This is a genomic window from Nocardioides sp. YIM 152315 (assembly GCF_029210375.1).
Lineage (GTDB): Bacteria > Actinomycetota > Actinomycetes > Propionibacteriales > Nocardioidaceae > Nocardioides.
The window spans coordinates 35266-54669 of sequence record NZ_JARGER010000023.1 but is presented as its reverse complement, the minus strand read 5'-3'; the positions used below and the strand labels follow the sequence as shown (position 1 = coordinate 54669).

The following is a 19404-nucleotide window of genomic DNA, read 5'->3' as shown; positions in this document are numbered from 1 at the left end:
GGTTCGACCTTCATCCCGTGATGAAGCTGCGGTCGATGACCCCTCCAGATCGTCGCCGGTCGGGAGGTGCCCATCGGTCACTGGGGTCGCCGCCTCTCCCAGTTGGCGCACGGCCGCGTCGAGGTGCGGCCGACGCCGGCGCAGTCGGGCAGCTCGGTGGGCGGCTCGAGGTCGTCGGTGTGGACGTCACGCACCATCAGCTCGCGCACCAGGGCGTAGCCGTTGAGGAGGATCTCGCAGTCGCAGAAGCCGCCCACGCTCCCGAGTCGCCGCTCGAGCCCGGTCGCGGTCGGCGAGCGGAGCTCGCGGAAGCGCTGCGCCCACCTCAGGCTGGTGTCGCAGCCGTGGCTCTCGACCATGCGGGCGACGTAGCACGCCACGCACTCGTGCGCGGAGGGCTCGCTGCGCGGGTCGGCGATCACTCGCAGGTAGAGCTCGGCCTCGTCGGCGACGGACATGTCGGTCATGGGTCCTGTCTAGCCGCCGCCACCGACATCCAGCCCTGGCCGTAAGTGCGCGCGGCACGTTCCCGCGCCGCGCGCACCCACCGTCCGCACGCACGGACGGCCCCGGACCGATGGGTCCGGGGCCGTCGACGACGTGAGCTGACGGTGGGGTGGGTCAGCTCACGGTCCTGAGGGCGAGCCGGGTGAACTCGACCGACTTGGGGATCGACGGCGCGGTCGCGTCCATCGACATGGCGTTCGCGAAGACGACGTACTTGCCGTCGCGGACGAAGAGGGTGTTCATGACCGACGTGGAGGGCTGGCCGGAGATGGTGCAGGTGGACCGGAACTGGTAGCCGTACCGCTCGTCGCCCAGCTTGAAGGCGATCTTCTTCATCGACGACTTGCAGTCGGGCAGCTGCCCGCCGCCGTTGCCGCCGCCACCACCGGGGTTCGTGACGGGGCACTTCTTGGTGTACTTGTCATAGCCGTGCACGTAGGCGATCGCCGCCTTGGCGTTCGGGAACTTCATCGCGGTGGCGGAGACGCTCGGCCGCTCGCCGGTCATCTCGAAGGCCGACGGGTCGGCCACCACGGCGGGATCGCTGTAGTCGGGGGAGTACGACGCGGACGTCTGGCTCGCGCCCTTGACGACCTTCTGCTGACCGCACTTCTTGCCCGGGCCGTAGACCTTGCTGGAGGACTCCGAGCTGGTGCCGACGTGGGGGTAGATCTTGGCAGTCGCGTCGACCGAGGGCACCTTCGCGGCGCCGGCCGCGGTGGCGGACGTCGCGAGGGCGGGAACGGTGACGGCGGTGACGACGAGCGCGATCAGCGCCCGGTTCATCCAGCGACGGGACATGGTTTCTCTCTCTCGTAGGTCCGGGTCTGCTCCGGAAGTGAGGGGGCCGGGATCTCCCGACGCGGAGCACTCTGCCGACCTCGACTTGAGGATCACTGGGACCTGACTGGGAGGCCCGCCGACCGGTCGTCGGAGAATGGCGGTGATGGATGACCTCTCCACGACCGTGCTCGCCCTGCTCGCGCTGGCCGCGCTCACGGCGGGCTTCGTCGACGCGGTCGTCGGCGGTGGCGGGCTGATCCAGCTGCCCGCGCTGCTCGTCGGGATGCCCAACGCCGCCCCGGTGCAGGTGCTCGCGACCAACAAGGTGGCGTCGATCTCGGGGACGACCGTGAGCGCGGTGACCTACTACCGCCGGGTCCGCCCCGATCCGCGCACGTTCCTGCCGCTGATGGCGCTGGCGTTCGTCGGCTCCGCCCTCGGCGCGCTGGTGGCGAGCCAGATCCCGCGCTCGGCGTTCGAGCCGATCGTCCTGGTGGCGCTCGTCGTGGTCGGCGCGTACGTCCTCGTCAACCCGCGGCTCGGCGCGCAGACCCTGCTGCGGTTCCACGGCCGTCGGCACCTGGCGGCGGCGATGGGCACGGGGCTCGCGATCGGCTTCTACGACGGTGCGCTCGGCCCCGGCACCGGCAGCTTCTTCGTCATCGCGCTCGTCGGCCTGATGGGCTACAGCTTCCTCGAGGCGTCGGCGAAGGCGCGGCTCGCGAACTGGGCGACCAACCTGGCCTCGATCCTGGTCTTCGCGCCGCAGGGCGCGATCGTCTGGAAGGTCGCGATCGTCATGGGGGCATGCAACATCGTGGGCGGGTACGTCGGCGCGCGCACCGCCGTCGCCCGCGGCACCCGCTTCGTCCGGGTCCTCTTCATCGTCGTGGTGTCGGCGTTCATCGTGCGCATCGGCGGCGACGTGCTCGGGCTGTGGGGATGACGAGGGGCGGCGACATCCCGTTCGAAACCCGGGTGGCACGCGAGCGCTGGATCGATAGCCTCTCGGCATGAGTGTTGTCGTCGACCTCGCCGACCTGCCGGAGCGGCTGCAGGAGTTCGACCGCGGCTACCTGCTCTCCTCCCGCGACGGCCTGGTCAAGGCGGTCTCGGTGCGGGCGGCGCGGGACGACGGCACGCTGCGGATCTCCACGCCCGGCCGCGGCTCGGTCGCCAACGTCGGCGCCAATCCGAAGGTGACGCTGCTCTTCCCGCCGCTGGACAACCCGGGCATGACGCTCCTCGTCGACGGCATCTCCGCAGCCGACGGCGACGACGTCGTTGTGACGCCCACCGGCGCCGTCCTGCACAAGCCCGTCCCGTGAGCACGACTCCCTTCTGGGTCAGTGCCTTCCTCGACGTCGCTCCGGGCGCGTTCGACCGCGGCGTGGAGTTCTGGCGTGGCGTGACCGGCTACGCCGTCTCCGACCCGCGCGGCGAGCGCGACCACTTCGTGACGCTGGCGCCGCCCGACGGCGACGACTACCTGCGCCTCCAGCACCTGGCCGACGGGCCGGGCGGGCTCCACCTCGACCTGCACGTCGAGAACCCGACCATCGCGGCCGAGGCGGCCGTCGAGCTCGGGGCGCACGTGCTGATGAGGCACGAGGACGGGTACGTCGTGGTGCGGTCGCCCGGCGGCTTCGTGTTCTGCTTCGTCCGGGCCCAGGCGTCCCGCGGTCCGGCCGCCGCGACCTGGCCGGACGGCCACCGGTCACGGGTCGACCAGGTGTGCCTCGACATCGCGCCGTCGGCGTACGACGTCGAGGTGGCGTTCTGGCCGTCCCTGACCGGCTGGGACCACGACCCCGACGTCTCGCGGGAGTTCGCCCGGCTCCATCCGCCGGGCTCCATGCCGCTGCTCTGGCTGGTCCAGCGGCTCGACGACGAGCGGTCGCCGGTGAGCGCCCACCTCGACCTGTCGACGGACGACCACGAGGCGGAGATCGCGCGGCACGTCGAGCTCGGCGCGACCGTCGTCTCCACCCACGACCACTGGACCGTGCTGACCGACCCGGTCGGCACGACGTACTGCATCACGAGGAGGACTCCCGTTGACTGACCCCACGACCCGTGTCGACCCGCCGACCCGGGGCGACGAGCGCACGCTGTTGCTCGCCTTCCTCGACTATCACCGCCGGACGCTGCGGATGAAGGCCGGCGGGCTCGACGCGACGCAGCTGGCCACGGCGCTGCCGCCCTCGGAGATGACGCTCGGCGGCATGGTCAAGCACCTGGGGCTGGTCGAGGACAACTGGCTCCGCGAGGTGTTCCTCGGTGAGGAGCCGAGCGAGCCGTGGCGGTCGATCGACTGGGGCGCCGACTACGACTGGGACTGGCACAGCGCCCGCGACGACAGTCCGGAGCAGATCTGGGCGCTGTACGACGAGATGGTCTCGGGCGCCGACGCGATCATCGCGGACGCGGCCCTCGACGACCTGTCGGCGAAGTCGTCGCGGGGCACCGGCGAGCCGTTCAGCCTGCGCTGGATCCTGCTGCACCTCATCGAGGAGTACGCCCGGCACAACGGCCACGCGGACCTGATCCGCGAGTCCATCGACGGCGAGACGGGGGAGTGACGGCCCCGTGATCCGGGCGATGACCGAGGCCGACTGGCCGCAGGTCTGGGAGTTCTTCGACGAGATCGTGCGGGCCGGCGAGACCTACGCCTACCCGGCGGACCTCACCTCCGAGCAGGCGCGCGCGCTGTGGACGATGTCGCCGCCCGGGCAGACCGTCGTCCTCGAGGGCGCCGACCGGATCCTCGGCAGCGCCACCATGGGGCCGAACCGCCCCGGCCGGGGCAGCCACGTCGGCACCGCCTCGTTCATGGTCTCGCCGGACGCGCGCGGCCGCGGCGTGGGTCGGGCGTTGGGGGAGTACGTCGTGCAGTGGCACCGCGACCAGGGTTTCCGCGCGATCCAGTTCAACGCCGTCGTGGAGACCAACACCGCCGCCGTACGCCTCTGGCAGGCGCTGGGCTTCGAGATCGTGGGCACGGTGCCCGAGGCGTTCGACTCCCGCACGCACGGCCCGGTCGGCCTGCACGTGATGCACCTGCGGCTCAGCTGAGCGAGCGCACCAGGGCCAACGCGTCCTCGACGCTGCCGGTCACGTCCCGGATCGGGAAGAGCGTCCCGCGGACGATCCGGTCGGCGTCGACGACGAGGGTCAGCCGCTTGAGCCGGGTGGCGCCGGAATGCCGGAACGTCGGCAGCCGCAGCGCGGTCGCGAGCTCGAGGTCGGCGTCGGAGACCAGGGGGAACTGGATCCCGTTCGCCTCTGCGAACGTCGCCTGTTCCTCCGGCCGCTGGGTGCTGACGCCGACGACGGCCGCGCCGACCGCCGCGAACTCGTCGATCCGGTCGCGGTAGGTGCACGACTCCAAGGAACACCCCGGGCCGCCCGGCACGGCTTCGATCGCCGGCAGCGCGGTCCCCGGGTAGCAGTAGACGACCGTGCACGCCTGGGACGCGGGGTACGCCGCGGCCGCGATCGGGTCGGCGCGCAGCGACGGGACGCGCGTGCCGACGAGGGCCGCGACCCGGTGCGTCTCTGCGCCGTCGGCATCCGCGATCGCGGTCGTCGTGCCGTCGCCGAGCACCCAGGTGTCGCCCCACTCCTGCAGGGCGGCGAGCACCGGGAGGGCGGCGTGGCCGCGCGCGGCGAGCCGGTACTCGTAGCGGTCCGGGCGGTCCTGGTAGCGCACCTTCTCCAGCACCTCGGCCTCGACGAGCGAGGCCAGCCGCTGGGCGAGCACCTTGCGCGAGATGCCGCTGTCGGCGAGCAGCCGCTCGAACCGGCCGTGTCCGCGCGCGACGTCGCGGAGCACCAGCACCGACCACGCGTCCCCGAGGACGCCGAGGGCGTGGGCGACCCCGCAGTCGTCATCGGGGATGCGCGGGGGCATGCCGACATCCTAGGGTGAGTTTCCAAAAGAAACTGACTTGGACGGGAGGGCGGCGTGCGAGACCTGCCCCGGGTGGTGTGGGCGCTGGCGGCAGCGCGGTTCGTGAGCTCGATGAGCTCCTTCGTGATGCTGTTCCTGACGCTCTACCTGACCGGCCCGCGCGACCTGCCGATCGCGGGCGCCGGCCTGGTCGCCGGCGCCTCGGGTCTCGGGTACCTGGTCGGCAACTTCACGGGCGGTCGCTGGGGCGACCGGCACGGCCACCGCCGGGTGCTGCTCGTCGCGTCGACGGCGGCCGGCCTCGGCTTGGTGACCGTGCCGTGGCTGCCCGTGTGGGTGCTGGTGCTCGGCCTGCCAACGCTGTCCTACCTGTCCGCGACCGCCGGCGTCTCGACCGGGGCGCTGGTGGCGCTGGCGATGCCGCGCGGCGACCGGCGGACCGCGGTCGCGATCGGTCGGGCGGCGTCGAACGCCGGCTTCGTGATCGGCCCGCCGCTCGGCGCGCTGGTCGTGGCGCACAGCTATGCCGCGCTGTTCTGGATCGACGGCACGCTCACGGTGCTCGTGGCCTGGGCGGTCTGCGCAGGCCTGCCGCGCGACGAGCCGCTCGCGGTCGACCGGAGCGGGCCCGGCCTGTGGCGCGCACTGCGGGCGGACCGGGCCCTGGTGACGCTGCTGACCGCGGTCGTGCTGGTCGACCTCGTCTACCGACAGCTCTACACGACGCTGCCGGTGCACCTGCGCGACGAGGGTCAGCCGGTCGGGCTCTACACGGCGCTGATCGCGGTCGGGTCCGGGCTGATCCTGCTGCTGGAGGTCCCGGTCGCGATGGCGCTGCGCCGATGCTCGTCGTACCCGATCATCGCCGTGGGCTACACGCTGGTCGGCATCGGGACGGCGATGTTCGGGCTGCCCGTCACCGCCGTCGGCGCGGTGCTCGCGATGGTCGTGCTCACCGCCGGCGAGATCCTCTACAAGACGACCGCGACCGCGCACGTGCTGGACGCGGCGCCGGACCACCTCGTCGGGCAGTACCAGGGTCTCTACGCCGGCGCCTCGACGAGCGGCACGCTGCTCGCCGGTCCGGTGGGCGGCGTCGTGTACGCCGTGGCGCCGGGCGCGCTGTGGCCGCTGTGCGGCGCGCTCTGCGTAGCCGCGGCGGTCCTCGTCCTGGGGTCCGCGCGGCGTCAGTCGCCGGTCGACGCCGCGGTCTGACTCAGCTCGGCTGGTGCAGGCAGAGGACGTTCCCGTCGGGGTCGAGGAACCACGCCGCCTTCATCTGGCCGTCGTCGAAGACGTGCTTGACGGTCTTCAGGTCCGGCAGGTCGTAGTCCTCGAACGCCACTCCGCGGGACTCGAGGTCGGCGATCTCCGACTCGATGTCGCGCACCTCGAAGCTCATGGCGGTGTTCGGCGACGGGTGCACCTCCGGGAACGGTCGGAGGACGACGTGCGAGCCGCCGGCGAGGCCGAACATCAGCTCACCGCCGGGGCTCTCGCCGTCGTAGGGAAGCCCGAGACGCTTCTCGTAGAAGTCCTGCGCACGCGCGGCGTCCCCGGTGGGGAGCATCACCGCGACCACACTGTCGGTCAGTGACATGGCAACCTCCTGGGCCACCTTCCAGCGTGCTCCCGGGCGTCGTCCGGTGACAATCGTCAGATCGGGTCAGCCCGCGTCGTCGGTGAAGCCCGGGAGCGCGTCGGTGAGGATCTGCCGGAACGGCGCCTCGCACTCCAGCTGGCAGAGCACGCCGACACCGGCGAGCCACGTGCGGTGGATGAGCAGGTACGACGGCGGCAGGTTGAGCTTCATGCCGACCGTGTACGCCGGGCTCCGGGGGTCGTTGATGCGGGCGAACTGCCGGCGCATCCAGGCCCGGCTGAAGCGGAACCGGTCGACGCGGGTCGGCTCCACGAACGGCGCGAGGTAGTCGAGCACCTGGCCGGCGTCGACCGAGATCCGCTCCTTGACGAAGCCTTCCTGGCGCAGCCCGTCGAGGAGCCGCTCCTCGTCCTCGTCGGCGGCGATGCGCAGCAGGCGGCCCATCGCCGCGGGCAGCCCGCGGCCGGGCAGGCGGGCGACCGCGCCGAAGTCGAGGACGCCGAGCCCGCCTGGCTCGCCGCCCGGCCCGGGCAGGATCCGGTAGTTGCCCGGGTGCGGGTCGGCGTGCAGCATGCCGGTGCGCGTGGGGCCGGAGAAGAGGAACCGCACGAAGAGCTCGCCGTAGTGGTCCCGCTCGGCCTGGGACCCGTCGGCGATCACCGCTGCCAGGGAGGCAGGGCTCTCGAGCCACTCGGTCACGAGCGTCGTCGAGCCGACGTCGACCACGTCGGGCACCACGATCTCCGGGTCGTCGCGGAACGCCGCCGCGAACGTGCGCTGCGCCTCGGCCTCGAGCTGGTAGTCGAGCTCGTCGTCGGCGCGGGCCTGGAGCTCCTCGATCAGCGGCTTCAGGTCGAGGCCGGGCACGAGCGGTGCCGCCGTCCGCGCCACCCGCGAGATCGCGCGCAGGTCGGACCGCAGCGCCTCGCCGGCGCCGGGGTACTGCACCTTGACCGCCACGTCGCGGCCGTCGACCCAGCGTCCGCGGTGCACCTGGCCGATCGACGCCGCCGCGGTCGGGCCTCCGTCGAGCCAGACCAACCGCTCCTTCCAGTCCGAGCCGAGGTCACGGGCCAGGATCTCGCGCACGGTCGCCGTCGGCATCGGGGGAGCGGCGTCCTGGAGCCGGGTGAGCTGGTCGCGGTAGGGGCCGGCCAGCTCCTCGGGGAACGCCGACTCCAGCACCGACAGCATCTGGCCGAACTTCATCGCCCCGCCCTTGAGCTCGCCCAGGGTCCGGAACAGCTGCTCCGCGGTGCGCTGCTGGATCTCGGTCATCACCGCCTCGGCGGGCCGCCCGCCGATCCGCTTGCCGAGCCCGATCGCGCTGCGGCCGGCGTACCCGATGGGCAGCGCGGCGAGCCTCGCCGTGCGCGCCACGGCCTTGCGGGGCAGCTCGCTCATGCGCCGATTGTCCCAAACGGCTCCCAGCGCGCGGCACTCACGTCAGGCGGGGAACCTCACCCCGGTGTTGGCGTGGCAGCGGTAGCCGTGCGGGTTCTTCGCGAGGTACTGCTGGTGGTGGTCCTCGGCGTAGTAGTAGGGCGTGTCGGCCGCGGGCCGGATCTCGGTGGTGATGTCGCCGAGACGGCGGCGCTTCAGCTCGTCCCCGTAGGTCTGCGTGAGCTCGCGGGCGACCTGCTCCTGCCCGGGGGTCGTGTAGTAGATGGCCGAGCGGTACTGGGTGCCGACGTCGTTGCCCTGGCGGTAGCCCTGGGTCGGGTCGTGCACCTCGAAGAAGGTCTTCACCAGGTCGGCGTACGAGACCTGCGCGGGGTCGAAGACGATCCGCACGGCCTCGGTGTGGTTGGTCCTGCCGGAGCAGACCTCCTCGTACGACGGGTGGGGCGTGGTGCCCCCGGCGTACCCGACCGACGTCGACCAGACGCCCGGGACCTGCCAGTAGATCTCCTCGGCGCCCCAGAAGCAGCCGAGGCCGAAGAGGGCCACCTCGTAGCCCTCGGGGACCTCGTCGGTGATCACCGGGGCGTCGAGCACGCGGTGCCGGTCGGACAGGGGGAAGTCGCGCTGGCTGCGGCCGGGCAGGGTCTGCTCGGGGGCGACCATCTCGGCCTTGCGGGTGAGGAACACGGGGTCTCCTTCTCTCGGAGGGATCTTGCACAGTCTGTAACACCGGCGGTGGCCGTGGCGTTCCCGCAGCTGGCGGCGGTCGAGGAGGGACGGAGCCCGTCTCGAAACGCCGCCGCGCGAACGACGGCTAGCCTCGACGACATGAGCGAGCAGCAGCACCGTCACAAGTCGGGCTTCGAGACGCGTGCGATCCACGCCGGCTACGAGCCCGACCCGACCACCGGCGCGGTGATCCCGCCGATCTACGCGACCAGCACCTACAAGCAGGACGGCGTCGGCGGCCTGCGCGGCGGCTACGAGTACAGCCGCTCGGCGAACCCGACCCGCACCGCGCTCGAGGGCAACATCGCGGCGCTCGAGGACGGGGAGCGGGGGTTCGCGTTCGCGTCCGGTCTGGCCGCCGAGGACACGCTGGTGCGCAGCGTGTGCCGGCCCGGCGACCACGTGGTGATCCCGGACGACGCGTACGGCGGCACCTTCCGGCTCTTCGACAAGGTCGAGAAGGTCTGGGGGCTGGAGCACAGCCCGGCGGCGGTCTCCGACGTCGACGAGGTCGCCGCGGCGATCCGCCCGGGAGAGACCACGCTGGTCTGGGTCGAGACGCCGACCAACCCGTTGCTCAACGTCGGCGACATCGCCGCCCTCGCCGGGGTCGCCCACGACGCCGGGGCGCTGCTGGTCGTCGACAACACCTTCGCGTCGCCGTACCTCCAGCAGCCGCTCACCCTCGGGGCCGACGTCGTCGTGCACTCGACCACGAAGTACTGCGGCGGCCACTCCGACGTCGTCGGTGGCGCCCTGGTGGTCCGCGACCTCGAGCTCGCCGAGAAGGTCGGCTTCCACCAGAACGCCATGGGTGCCGTCGCCGGACCGTTCGACTCCTGGCTCACCCTGCGTGGGCTGAAGACGCTCGCGGTGCGGATGGACCGGCACTGCGACAACGCCGAGCGGGTGGTGGACTTCCTGACGAGCCACCCGAAGGTCGGTGAGGTCATCTACCCGGGGCTCGAGACGCATCCCGGCCACGAGGTCGCGCAGCGCCAGATGAAGAGGTACGGCGGCATGGTGTCGTTCCGCGTCACCGGTGGCGAGAAGCACGCCCTCCAGGTGTGCGAGCGCACCGAGGTCTTCACGCTCGGCGAGTCGCTGGGCGGGGTCGAGTCGCTCATCGAGCACCCCGGCCGGATGACGCACGCCAGCGTGGCGGGCACCGACCTCGAGGTGCCGGCCGATCTGGTGCGGATCAGCGTCGGCATCGAGACCGCCGACGACCTCGTCGCCGACCTCGAGCGTGCCCTGGGCTGACGATCCTGCGGGATAGGTTGTCGCCGTGAGCAACGACGCTGACGAGCCCGACGACGCCGGCCGCCGCCGACTCCCGCTGATCCATCTGCGGCACCGTGCCGACGAGGAGCAGCAGGAGGGCGAGGAGGGCATCGCCGCGCGGCTGGCTCACCAGTGGGCGCTGCGGCGCGACGAGCGCCAGGCCCAGCTGGAGCTGCCCGTCGCGGTGGCGCCGCGGGCGGCGTTCGACGGGCCGCAGGTCCCGAAGGGCGTCGACCTCGCCGCGGCGTGGTCGTGGCGCTTCCTGGTGATCGTCGCGGCCGCGGCGGTGCTCTTCCTCGCGATCGGCTTCCTCTCGGTCGTGGTCCTGCCGGTCGTGATCGCCCTGCTGATCACCGCACTGGTGATCCCGATCGTCGACGGGATGGTCCGACTCGGGCTGCCCCGCGGGCTGTCGGCGTTGGCGGTGGTCATCGCCGGCATCGGACTGGTGGGCCTGCTGCTCACCCTCGCGGGCCAGCAGATCGCGAACGGCGCCAACGACCTCGCCGACCAGACGGTCGCCGGGCTCGACGAGATCAGGACGTGGCTCAAGGACGGTCCGCTCAACGCCAGCGACTCCCAGATCAACGACTACATCGCCCGGGCGCAGGACGCGATCACCGAACGGTCGCGTGAGGGCGAGATCGTCGGGCGGATCAGCGAGGTGGGCAGCGCGGTCGGGCACGTGTTCGCGGGCTTCTTCATCGTGCTGTTCTCGACGTACTTCTTCCTCGCCGACGGCGAGCGGATCTGGGCCTGGCTGGTGCGGATCGCCCCGCGGTCGGCGCGCGGGCGGGTCGACAGCTCGGGCCGGGTGGCCTGGATCTCGCTGACCCAGTTCGTCCGGGCGACGGTGATCGTCGCCCTCGTCGACGCGATCGGCATCGCCGTCGGCGCCGCGATCATCGGGGTGCCCTTCGTGCTGGCGATCGGCGTGCTGGTGTTCCTCGGCGCGTTCGTCCCGCTGGTCGGTGCGACGGTGGCCGGTGCGGTCGCGGTCCTGGTCGCCCTGGTCGCCAACGGGCCGATCACGGCCCTCGTGATGCTCGCCATCATCATCGGCGTGCAGCAGCTCGAGGCGCACGTGCTCCAGCCGTTCCTGATGGGCCGGTGGGTCTCGGTGCACCCGCTCGCGGTGATCCTCGCGATCGCGACGGGCGTGCTCGTCGCCGGTGTCGCCGGGGCCCTGGTCGCCGTACCGATCGCCGCCGCGCTCAACGCGGTCGTCCAGCACCTCGCCGCCAACACCGCCCCCGGCGACGATCCGGTCGAGGAGCTCGACGAGGACTACGAGGAGACCGGAGAGACCGTGGACGTCCCGGAGGAGGCGCGCGATGAGTGAGGTCCCGACCGTCGACCTGGCCGACATCCGCGCCGCCAGGGAGGTGCTCGCCGGGGTCGCCATCGAGACGCCGATGGAGGAGTCGCGGTGGCTCTCCGCGCTCGCCGGCGGCCCGGTCTCGCTGAAGTGCGAGAACCTCCAGCGCACCGGCTCGTTCAAGGCCCGCGGCGCCTACGTGCGCATCTCGCGCCTCTCGGCGGAGGAGCGCGCACACGGCGTCGTCGCGGCCTCGGCCGGCAACCACGCCCAGGGCGTCGCGCTCGCCGCCCAGCTGCTCGGCATCAAGGCGACGGTCTTCATGCCGGAGGGCGCGCCGATCCCGAAGGAGAAGGCGACGCGCGGGTACGGCGCCGAGGTGGTCTTCCACGGGCGCTACCTCGAGGACGCGCTGCGGGAGGCGCAGGCCTTCGCCGAGCGCACCGGGGCGGTGCTCATCCACCCCTTCGACCACGTGGACATCGTCGCCGGACAGGGCACGGCCGGCCTGGAGATCCTCGAGCAATGCCCGGACGTCGAGACCGTGCTCGTGCCGACCGGCGGCGGGGGACTCCTCGCCGGCATCGCGTTGGCGGTCAAGGCGCTCAGGCCCGGCGTCCGGGTGGTGGGGGTGCAGGCGGCGGGCGCCGCGGCGTACCCCGGCTCGCTCGAGCACGGCGCCCCGGTGCCGCTGGAGTCGATGAGCACGATGGCCGACGGCATCGCCGTCGGGCGGCCGGGCGACATCACGTTCGCGGCCGTGCGCGACCACGTCGACGAGATCCTCACCGTCAGCGAGGACGCCCTGGCCCGCGCCGTGCTGGCCACGCTCGAGCGCGCCAAGCTCGTCGTCGAGCCGGCCGGCGCCGCCGCGGTGGCCGCGCTGCTCGAGCAGCCCGATGCGTTCCGTACGCCGGCCGTGGCGGTGCTCTCGGGCGGCAACATCGACCCGCTGCTGCTGGGCAAGGTGATCCGGCACGGCATGGCCGCCGCCGAGCGCTATCTCAACCTGCGGGTACTGATCCCCGACGTGCCCGGCGGGCTGGCGCAGCTGCTCGGGGAGGTCAGCGGGGTCAGTGCCAACGTGCTCGAGGTCGCCCACGAGCGGATCTCGCCCACCCTCCACGTCGACGAGGTGGAGGTGCACCTGCAGCTCGAGACCCGCGGCGCGCCGCACACCGAGCAGCTGCTCACGCGGCTGCGCGAGCGCGGCTACCGCGTCTACGAATAGTGCTGACCCGCCAGAAACTTTCCGGCGGGTCAGCGTGGAGGTGGTGGCGGGTCAGCCGGTGAAGGGCACCGCGTCGACGATCACGACCTCGAGGGTCTTGCCGTTGGGCGCCTCGTAGGAGACCGTGTCGCCCTTGTTGGCGCCGATGATGGCCGCGCCCAGGGGCGACTGCGGGGAGTAGACCTTGAGACCGCCGGCGGCGTCCTCCATCTCGCGGGCGCCGAGGAGGAAGGTCTCGGCCTCGTCGTCGTCATCGCCGACGAACTTGTAGGTGACCTTCATGCCCGGCTCGACGACGCCGTCGTCGGGCGGGGTCTCGCCGACCTCTGCGCGGCGGAGCATGTCCTCGAGCTGGCGGATCCGGCCCTCGAGCTTGCCCTGCTCCTCGCGCGCGGCGTGGTAGCCGCCGTTCTCCTTGAGGTCGCCCTCGTCTCGGGCGGCACTGATCCGGGCGATGACCTCCTGGCGGCGGGGACCCTTGAGGTCCTCCAGCTCCTGCGTGAGCTTGTCGTAGGCGTCCTGGGTCAGCCAGACCTTGCCCTGCTCTGCTGCCTGCGTCATCGGATAACTCCTGCTTGCTTCGAGGTACGACGGATCGGGTCCGCCATTCGTCGGTGGTGCCACGCTCCGGGTGACGTCAAACGACACTGCGCGACTGCGCCGGACCGTACGACGACGGCCCTGCGGGGAGCGTCAGACCGTCGAGTCTAACAACCGACCGGTCGCCGCGCAGGTCGACCGGTGACGTGGGTCACCGCGGCCTCTTCTGGTCCGGAGTAGTGCAGCCGAGCAGCTCCACGGAGGTCGCGCGGCGCTCGGTGCGCACGTCCTGCTCGCTCGTGCCGTCCGTCGGAGTGAACACCAGCTCGCCGACCACGCTGTGGTCCTCGGCGAACGCGCGCAGCGTGCACGACGCCTCGACGTCGTCGTCGGCGAGGCGCACCTCGACGGTCGCGATCGCGTGGTGCTCGTCGACCACGTCGTAGCCGACCAGGTCCGAGCGCGCGTCCGGTGTCGACTGGTCCCAGATCGTCCAGCCCAGCCAGCCCAGGAACGCGGCGGCGACCACCACGCTGAGCCCGATGAGGGCCTGCCGCCGGCGCGGCGACGGCGCGCCGTACCGGTCGGCGAGGTCGGTCGGCGCGGGCACGCGCAAATGCTGCCATTGAGGGGGTGACACTCGCCCACCGGCCTGCTGCGCGCCGCCCATCACGCACGCTGGCCGCGTTGTCGTCGGTCAACGGGACTCCGTCCCGCCTCCCTCCTCCGCCTTGCCAGCGCGCGCGCTGGACGACGCTCGCGACGGCCGGTGTGCGCGCGGCACCCCCTACGATTGCCCGGTGACTCAGCACCCCCGCGCCGGCTTCCGGCTGATGCACGTCCACGCGCACCCCGACGACGAGTCGAGCAAGGGTGCGGCGAGCACGGCGATGTACGTCGCGCAGGGCGTCGACGTCCACGTGGCCACGTGCACCGGCGGCGAGCGCGGCTCGATCCTCAACCCGAAGATGGACCGGCCCGAGATCCTCGAGAACATCAGCGAGATCCGTCGGCAGGAGATGGAGCGGGCCCGCGACATCCTCGGCGTCCGGCAGGACTGGCTGGGCTTCGTCGACTCCGGCTGGCCGGAGGGCGACCCCAAGCCGCCGCTGCCCGAGGGCTGCTTCGCGCTCGTGCCGCTGGAGGAGGCGGCCGCGCCGCTGGTGAAGCTGATCCGCGAGTTCCGCCCACACGTGATGACGACGTACGACGAGCGCGGGGGCTACCCGCACCCCGACCACATCATGTGCCACCGGGTCAGCGTCGAGGCCTTCCACGCGGCCGCCGACCCCGACCGCTACCCCGAGCTCGGCGAGCCGTGGGAGGTGCTCAAGCTCTACTACCACCACTCCTTCAACCGTCCGCGGATGATGGCGATCGACGAGGCGATGCGTGCGCACGGGCTCGAGTCGCCGTACGCCGAGCGCCTCAAGGAGTGGAAGCCCGAGCCCGAGTGGGACGCGCGCATCACGACCCGGGTGCCGTGCTCGGACTACTTCGGGGTGCGCGACCAGGCGCTGCTGGCGCACGCGACGCAGATCGACCCCGACGGCTTCTGGTTCGCGATCCCGCGAGAGGTGCAGGCCGAGGTCTGGCCGACCGAGGACTTCGAGCTGGTCGAGAGCCGCGTCACGACCCACAACCCCGAGGCCGACCTCTTCGCGGGCATCACCGCACCCTCCTGAGACACTGTCCCCATGCAGGTGCTGACCGCAGTCCCCCAGGTCCTCTTGTTCGTCGTGGCGCTCGCCGACGAGGCGCCGGAGGCCGAGGACGTCAAGGCGGGCTGGCTCGCGTTCGCGATCTTCATCGGCCTGATCCTCGCGGTCGCGTTCCTCGGCTTCAGCCTGGTCAAGCAGCTGCGCAAGGTCGACGCCGCCGAGGACGCCGGGCTCTACGACCCGTCCGACCGGAAGCCCGTCCCGCAGCCGACCGTCGAGCAGCCCTCCGCCGAGCCGGAGCGCACCGACGACACCGCCCAGAACGGATCCTGAGCCTGGACTCAGCCCGGGTCGGCGCGGCTCTCGGCAGGGCCTCGAGCTCCGTCGCCAGCCGCTGTTGGTGTCGACGCTCACCGATCGTGTCAGGCTTCGCGCCAGAAGCGCTGCCGGGCCCGCGACGTTGATGACGGCGCTCCGGCCATTGCCGTCGAGGGATCCGACGGCCATCGGGGACTGGTCGATGGCGGCCGCTTCAAGGCCGACCGCACGTGGTGCCGGGTGCTTGTCGTGGGGCGGGATGACACTGCGCCGGCTGGTCGGTCGCAGGGCGAGTCCTGATCCGCGGTGAGCAGGCAACCGTTCGCCACACGGGAAAGGTTGCTGGCGCACCGCCGGGCGGAGCGGTGCCCCGGGCGCGGTGAGCACGCAACCATTGGCCATACGGGAAGGGTGGCTGGCGCACCGCTGGGCGGAGCGGTGCCCCGGGCGCGGTGAGCACGCAACCATTGGCCGCACGAAAAGGGTGGCTCACGCACCGCCGGTCATCGTCGACACCCGCAGGCAGGACGCGTAAACGCTCCTCGCACCTCTCACTCAGCGGACCGATGGGCCTGCTTCATGTGACAGTCAGGCCCGTCAACGCCGGGCTAGCGTGGGATCGTGGCCAACCGACTTGCGTCCGCGACCAGCCCCTACCTGCTCCAGCACGCCGGGAATCCGGTGGCGTGGTGGGAGTGGGAGCCGGCCGCGTTCGAGGAGGCGAGGCGCCGCAACGTCCCGATCCTGCTGAGCGTCGGGTACGCCGCCTGCCACTGGTGCCACGTCATGGCGCACGAGTCGTTCGAGGACGACGCGACCGCGGCCTACCTCAACGAGCACTTCGTGAGCATCAAGGTCGACCGCGAGGAGCGGCCCGACGTCGACGCGGTCTACATGCAGGCGACGACGTCGATGACCGGCCACGGAGGGTGGCCGATGACGGTCGTGCTCGACCACGACGCCAACCCGTTCTTCGCCGGCACCTACTTCCCCGACCAGCCTCGGCACGGGCAGCCGTCGTTCCGGCAGGTGCTGGAGGCGCTCCACGACGCGTGGACCGACCGCGGCGACGAGGTGTCCCGGGTCGCGGAGACGCTGCGCGAGCACCTGTCCTCCCAGACCCTCGCCACGGGTGCGTCGGACCAGGAGTGGCCCGAGCTGCTCGAGCGCGGAGTGCTCGTGCTGGCGCGCGAGTTCGACCAGCAGTCGGCGGGCTTCGGGGGCGCGCCGAAGTTCCCGCCGTCGATGGTGCTCGAGTACCTGCTGCGGATCTCGGGCGGCTCCGGCGCCCGGACCGAGGCCCGGCGGATGCTCGACGCGACGCTCGAGGCGATGGCGCGCGGGGGCATCTACGACCAGCTCGGCGGCGGCTTCGCGCGCTACTCCGTCGACCGCGACTGGGTGGTGCCGCACTTCGAGAAGATGCTCTACGACAACGCGCTGCTGCTGCGCGTCTACGCCGAGTGGGGGACCGAGCTGGGCGAACGCGTAGCTCGCGGCGTCGCCGACTTCCTGCTCGCCGAGCTGCGCACCGCGGAGGGTGGCTTCGCCTCCGCGCTGGACGCCGACTCCGAGGGGGAGGAGGGCGTCTACTACGTCTGGACGCCGGCGCAGCTGACCGAGGCGCTCGGGAGCGACGACGGCGCCTGGGCCGCGGCGCTGCTGTCGGTGACCGACGCCGGGACCTTCGAGCGCGGCACGTCGACGCTCCAGCTTCGCGCCGATCCCGACGACGCGGAGCGCTGGGACGACGTACGACGGCGCCTGCTGGAGGCGCGCGCGCAGCGGGTGCGCCCGGCCCGCGACGACAAGGTGGTCGCCGCCTGGAACGGGCTGGTGATGAGCGGCCTGTGCCGCGCCGGTTACGTCGACGCCGCGCGTGCGGCGGGCGAGCTCGTCTGGCGTGTGCACGTGGTCGACGGCCGTCTGCGCCGCGTCTCTCGCGACGGCGTCGTCGGCGCCCCGGCCGGCGTCCTCGAGGACCACGGCTGCGTCGCTGCGGGCTTCCTCGACCTGCTGCAGGTCACCGGCGACCCCGTCTGGCTCGAGCGCGCGCGGCACCTCCTCGACACGGCCCTCGACCACTTCGCCGCGCCGGACGGCGGCTTCTTCGACACCGCCGACGACGCCGAGGAGCTGGTCGCCCGCCCGCGCGACCCGTCCGACAACGCATCGCCCTCGGGGCTGTCGTCGATGGTCGACGCGCTGTCGACGTACGCCGCGATCACCGGCTCGGGTCGGCATCGCGATGCCGCGGAGGCGGCGCTGGCGACGGTGGCGGCGATCGCGGAGAAGGCGCCGCGCTTCGCCGGCTGGTCGATGGCCGCCGCCGTCGCGATGGCAGGCGGGCCGGTCGAGGTGGCGATCGTCGGTGCGCAGTCGCAGGAGCGCACCGCCCTCGAGCTGCGCGCGCGACAGCACCCCGGAGCGGTCGTAGTGGTCGCCGACGAGGAGACCGGCCGGATCCCGCTGCTGGCGGGCCGGACGCCCGTCGACGGCGCGCCCGCGGCGTACGTGTGCCGCGACTTCGCCTGCGAGCGCCCCGTGACCACGGTGGACCAGCTGGACGAGGCCCTGTCGCGCCGACGGTGACAGCACTACTGTGCGCGTCATGACGCAGGCGCCTCCACGACCGAAGTCCGGCTCGACGTTCGAGTCGCTGAACCCCGCGACCAGGGAGGTCGTCGGCACCCACCCGATCCAGACCGAGGACGAGGTGCGCGCCGCGGTCGCCCGCGCGCGGGACGAGGCCGGGTGGTGGGGTGCGCTGACCTTCGACCAGCGCAAGCAGCACCTCAACGCCTGGAAGACGGCGATGACCCAGCGGCTCCCGGAGCTCGCCGACCTCGTGCACCGCGAGATGGGCAAGCCCGAGCCCGACGCCGTACTCGAGGCGGGCCTCGCGATCGAGCACATCGCCTGGGCCGCGGGTCACGCGAAGAAGGTGCTCGGCCGGCGCCGCATCTCCTCCGGGATGCTGATGGTCAACCAGTCGGCCACCGTGGAGTTCAAGCCGCTCGGGGTCGTCGGGGTGATCGGCCCGTGGAACTACCCGGTCTTCACGCCACTCGGCTCGATCGCCTACGCGCTGGCCGCCGGAAACGCCGTGGTCTTCAAGCCGAGCGAGTTCACGCCGGGTGTGGGCGCGTGGATGGTGCAGGTCTTCCAGGACGTCGTCGGTCGGCCGGTCCTGCAGCTGGTCACCGGCCTCGGCGAGACCGGCGCGGCGCTGTGCGGGGCGGGTGTCGACAAGGTGGCGTTCACCGGGTCGACGGCGACCGGGAAGAAGGTGATGGCCGCCTGCGCCGAGACGCTGACGCCCGTCGTCATCGAGGCCGGTGGCAAGGACTCGGTCATCGTCGACGCGGACGCCGACGTCGAGGCGGCCGCCGATGCCGCGCTGTGGGGAGCGTGCGCCAACGCCGGGCAGACCTGCATCGGCGTCGAGCGCGTCTACGTGCACGAGAGGGTCTACGACGAGTTCGTCGCGACGATCACCGCCAAGGCACGTGGCATCGACGCATCGGCCGACGGGAAGGTCGGCCCGATCACGATGCCCAGCCAGGTCGACGTGATCCGCAGCCACGTCGAGGACGCGCTGGCGCGCGGCGGACGCGCGGTCGTCGGGGGCGCCGACGCCGTGGGCGAGCGCTTCGTGCAGCCGACGATCCTGGTCGACGTCCCCGAGGACTCGCTGGCGGTGCAGGAGGAGACCTTCGGCCCGACCGTGACGATCGCCAGGGTGCGCGACATGGACGAGGCCGTCGAGCTGACCAACGCGACCCGCTACGGCCTCGGCAACACCGTCTTCAGCAGGTCGAACGGCGTCGCGATCGCGTCGCGGGTGCGCTCGGGGATGTCCGCGATCAACGGCGTGATCAGCTTCGCCGGCATCCCGAGCCTGCCCTTCGGCGGCGTCGGCGACTCCGGGTTCGGCCGGATCCACGGCGCCGAGGGGCTGAAGGAGTTCACGTACGCCAAGGCGATCGCGCGCCAGCGGTTCAAGCCGATGATCGAGCTGACCTCCTTCGAGCGGACGGCCAAGGCCGAGAGGCAGTTCGCCCGCGTCGTCGGCCTGCTGCACGGGCGCGGCAGGAGGAGCTGAGGCCCCGC

21 protein-coding genes are annotated in these 19404 nt (G+C 72.2%); 13 read left to right on the top strand and 8 right to left on the bottom strand.

Annotated elements, in window-relative coordinates:
- Positions 1-77: 77 nt before the first annotated feature.
- Positions 78-467, bottom strand: a complete 390-nt coding sequence (locus PZ894_RS07190; protein ID WP_275743811.1) for a DUF2695 domain-containing protein — start codon at positions 465-467, stop codon at positions 78-80.
- Positions 468-621: 154 nt separating this feature from the next.
- Positions 622-1308, bottom strand: a complete 687-nt coding sequence (locus tag PZ894_RS07185) for a hypothetical protein (RefSeq protein ID WP_275743810.1) — start codon at positions 1306-1308, stop codon at positions 622-624.
- Between the two features lie 145 nt (positions 1309-1453).
- On the opposite strand from PZ894_RS07185, the gene PZ894_RS07180 reads away from it, so the two are divergent.
- From PZ894_RS07180 to PZ894_RS07160, 5 genes are all read left to right on the top strand, one after another.
- Positions 1454-2236, top strand: coding sequence for a TSUP family transporter (locus PZ894_RS07180; protein WP_275743809.1), 783 nt, complete (start codon positions 1454-1456; stop codon positions 2234-2236).
- A gap of 67 nt (positions 2237-2303) precedes the next feature.
- Positions 2304-2618, top strand: a complete 315-nt coding sequence (locus PZ894_RS07175) for a pyridoxamine 5'-phosphate oxidase (RefSeq protein WP_275743808.1) — start codon at positions 2304-2306, stop codon at positions 2616-2618.
- On the top strand, positions 2615-3355 hold the full coding sequence (locus tag PZ894_RS07170) for a VOC family protein (protein ID WP_275743807.1): 741 nt from the start codon (positions 2615-2617) through the stop codon (positions 3353-3355). Before PZ894_RS07175 ends, PZ894_RS07170 begins: the two co-directional genes overlap by 4 nt.
- Positions 3348-3872, top strand: a complete 525-nt coding sequence (locus tag PZ894_RS07165; protein WP_275743806.1) for a DinB family protein — start codon at positions 3348-3350, stop codon at positions 3870-3872. Before PZ894_RS07170 ends, PZ894_RS07165 begins: the two co-directional genes overlap by 8 nt.
- Positions 3873-3891: 19 nt before the next feature.
- Positions 3892-4365, top strand: coding sequence for a GNAT family N-acetyltransferase (locus tag PZ894_RS07160; RefSeq protein ID WP_275743805.1), 474 nt, complete (start codon positions 3892-3894; stop codon positions 4363-4365).
- On the opposite strand, the gene PZ894_RS07155 is transcribed toward PZ894_RS07160, so the two are convergent.
- On the bottom strand, positions 4358-5203 hold the full coding sequence (locus PZ894_RS07155) for a winged helix-turn-helix transcriptional regulator (RefSeq protein ID WP_275743804.1): 846 nt from the start codon (positions 5201-5203) through the stop codon (positions 4358-4360). The genes PZ894_RS07160 and PZ894_RS07155 overlap by 8 nt on opposite strands.
- A 54-nt stretch (positions 5204-5257) precedes the next feature.
- Here PZ894_RS07155 and PZ894_RS07150 point away from each other — a divergent pair, with 54 nt between their 5' ends.
- Complete coding sequence (locus PZ894_RS07150) at positions 5258-6418, top strand: MFS transporter (RefSeq protein ID WP_275743803.1); 1161 nt, start codon at positions 5258-5260, stop codon at positions 6416-6418.
- A 1-nt stretch (position 6419) separates the two neighbouring features.
- Here PZ894_RS07150 and PZ894_RS07145 read toward each other — a convergent pair whose 3' ends face one another.
- From PZ894_RS07145 to msrA, 3 genes are all read right to left on the bottom strand, one after another.
- Positions 6420-6803: a VOC family protein gene (locus PZ894_RS07145; protein ID WP_275743802.1), complete on the bottom strand. Its 384-nt coding sequence runs from the start codon at positions 6801-6803 to the stop codon at positions 6420-6422.
- Between the two features lie 66 nt (positions 6804-6869).
- Positions 6870-8210: an AarF/ABC1/UbiB kinase family protein gene (locus tag PZ894_RS07140; RefSeq protein ID WP_275743801.1), complete on the bottom strand. Its 1341-nt coding sequence runs from the start codon at positions 8208-8210 to the stop codon at positions 6870-6872.
- Between the two features lie 42 nt (positions 8211-8252).
- Positions 8253-8897, bottom strand: a complete 645-nt coding sequence (msrA, locus tag PZ894_RS07135; protein WP_275743800.1) for a peptide-methionine (S)-S-oxide reductase MsrA — start codon at positions 8895-8897, stop codon at positions 8253-8255.
- Between the two features lie 141 nt (positions 8898-9038).
- Between msrA and PZ894_RS07130 the strand changes: the two genes are divergently transcribed.
- The 3 genes from PZ894_RS07130 to ilvA are packed head-to-tail and all read left to right on the top strand — an operon-like array spanning position 9039 to position 12772.
- Positions 9039-10202 carry a cystathionine gamma-synthase gene (locus PZ894_RS07130; RefSeq protein WP_275743799.1) on the top strand — a complete coding sequence of 388 codons (1164 nt, stop codon included), beginning with the start codon at positions 9039-9041 and terminating at the stop codon, positions 10200-10202.
- A gap of 25 nt (positions 10203-10227) precedes the next feature.
- Positions 10228-11565, top strand: a complete 1338-nt coding sequence (locus tag PZ894_RS07125) for an AI-2E family transporter (protein WP_275743798.1) — start codon at positions 10228-10230, stop codon at positions 11563-11565.
- Complete coding sequence (gene ilvA / locus PZ894_RS07120) at positions 11558-12772, top strand: threonine ammonia-lyase (RefSeq protein WP_275743797.1); 1215 nt, start codon at positions 11558-11560, stop codon at positions 12770-12772. Before PZ894_RS07125 ends, ilvA begins: the two co-directional genes overlap by 8 nt.
- Positions 12773-12823: 51 nt before the next feature.
- Here the strand turns inward: ilvA and greA are convergent, their stop codons facing one another.
- Together greA and PZ894_RS07110 are read right to left on the bottom strand one after the other, a co-directional pair.
- Positions 12824-13333 (bottom strand): transcription elongation factor GreA, encoded by a 510-nt coding sequence (gene greA, locus PZ894_RS07115; protein WP_275743796.1) that lies wholly within the window; start codon positions 13331-13333, stop codon positions 12824-12826.
- Positions 13334-13523: 190 nt separating this feature from the next.
- Positions 13524-13922, bottom strand: coding sequence for a DUF4307 domain-containing protein (locus PZ894_RS07110; RefSeq protein ID WP_275743795.1), 399 nt, complete (start codon positions 13920-13922; stop codon positions 13524-13526).
- Between the two features lie 223 nt (positions 13923-14145).
- On the opposite strand from PZ894_RS07110, the gene mca reads away from it, so the two are divergent.
- The 4 genes from mca to PZ894_RS07090 all read left to right on the top strand — a co-directional run bounded on the left by mca (position 14146) and on the right by PZ894_RS07090 (position 19396).
- Positions 14146-14997: a mycothiol conjugate amidase Mca gene (mca, locus tag PZ894_RS07105; RefSeq protein WP_275743934.1), complete on the top strand. Its 852-nt coding sequence runs from the start codon at positions 14146-14148 to the stop codon at positions 14995-14997.
- Between the two features lie 12 nt (positions 14998-15009).
- Complete coding sequence (locus tag PZ894_RS07100; RefSeq protein WP_275743794.1) at positions 15010-15306, top strand: hypothetical protein; 297 nt, start codon at positions 15010-15012, stop codon at positions 15304-15306.
- 606 nt (positions 15307-15912) lie between these two features.
- On the top strand, positions 15913-17883 hold the full coding sequence (locus tag PZ894_RS07095; RefSeq protein ID WP_275743793.1) for a thioredoxin domain-containing protein: 1971 nt from the start codon (positions 15913-15915) through the stop codon (positions 17881-17883).
- Positions 17884-17902: 19 nt separating this feature from the next.
- Positions 17903-19396 carry an aldehyde dehydrogenase family protein gene (locus PZ894_RS07090; RefSeq protein ID WP_275743792.1) on the top strand — a complete coding sequence of 498 codons (1494 nt, stop codon included), beginning with the start codon at positions 17903-17905 and terminating at the stop codon, positions 19394-19396.
- Positions 19397-19404 lie beyond the last annotated feature (8 nt).

Coding starts and splice junctions, on each gene's coding strand:
- PZ894_RS07190 (WP_275743811.1), bottom strand. CDS start 467: ATGACCGACATGTCCGTCGCCGACGAGGCCGAGCTCTACCTGCGAGTG.
- PZ894_RS07185 (WP_275743810.1), bottom strand. CDS start 1,308: ATGTCCCGTCGCTGGATGAACCGGGCGCTGATCGCGCTCGTCGTCACC.
- PZ894_RS07180 (WP_275743809.1), top strand. CDS start 1,454: ATGGATGACCTCTCCACGACCGTGCTCGCCCTGCTCGCGCTGGCCGCG.
- PZ894_RS07175 (WP_275743808.1), top strand. CDS start 2,304: ATGAGTGTTGTCGTCGACCTCGCCGACCTGCCGGAGCGGCTGCAGGAG.
- PZ894_RS07160 (WP_275743805.1), top strand. CDS start 3,892: ATGACCGAGGCCGACTGGCCGCAGGTCTGGGAGTTCTTCGACGAGATC.
- PZ894_RS07155 (WP_275743804.1), bottom strand. CDS start 5,203: ATGCCCCCGCGCATCCCCGATGACGACTGCGGGGTCGCCCACGCCCTC.
- PZ894_RS07145 (WP_275743802.1), bottom strand. CDS start 6,803: ATGTCACTGACCGACAGTGTGGTCGCGGTGATGCTCCCCACCGGGGAC.
- PZ894_RS07140 (WP_275743801.1), bottom strand. CDS start 8,210: ATGAGCGAGCTGCCCCGCAAGGCCGTGGCGCGCACGGCGAGGCTCGCC.
- PZ894_RS07130 (WP_275743799.1), top strand. CDS start 9,039: ATGAGCGAGCAGCAGCACCGTCACAAGTCGGGCTTCGAGACGCGTGCG.
- ilvA (WP_275743797.1), top strand. CDS start 11,558: ATGAGTGAGGTCCCGACCGTCGACCTGGCCGACATCCGCGCCGCCAGG.
- greA (WP_275743796.1), bottom strand. CDS start 13,333: ATGACGCAGGCAGCAGAGCAGGGCAAGGTCTGGCTGACCCAGGACGCC.
- mca (WP_275743934.1), top strand. CDS start 14,146: ATGCACGTCCACGCGCACCCCGACGACGAGTCGAGCAAGGGTGCGGCG.
- PZ894_RS07100 (WP_275743794.1), top strand. CDS start 15,010: ATGCAGGTGCTGACCGCAGTCCCCCAGGTCCTCTTGTTCGTCGTGGCG.
- PZ894_RS07090 (WP_275743792.1), top strand. CDS start 17,903: ATGACGCAGGCGCCTCCACGACCGAAGTCCGGCTCGACGTTCGAGTCG.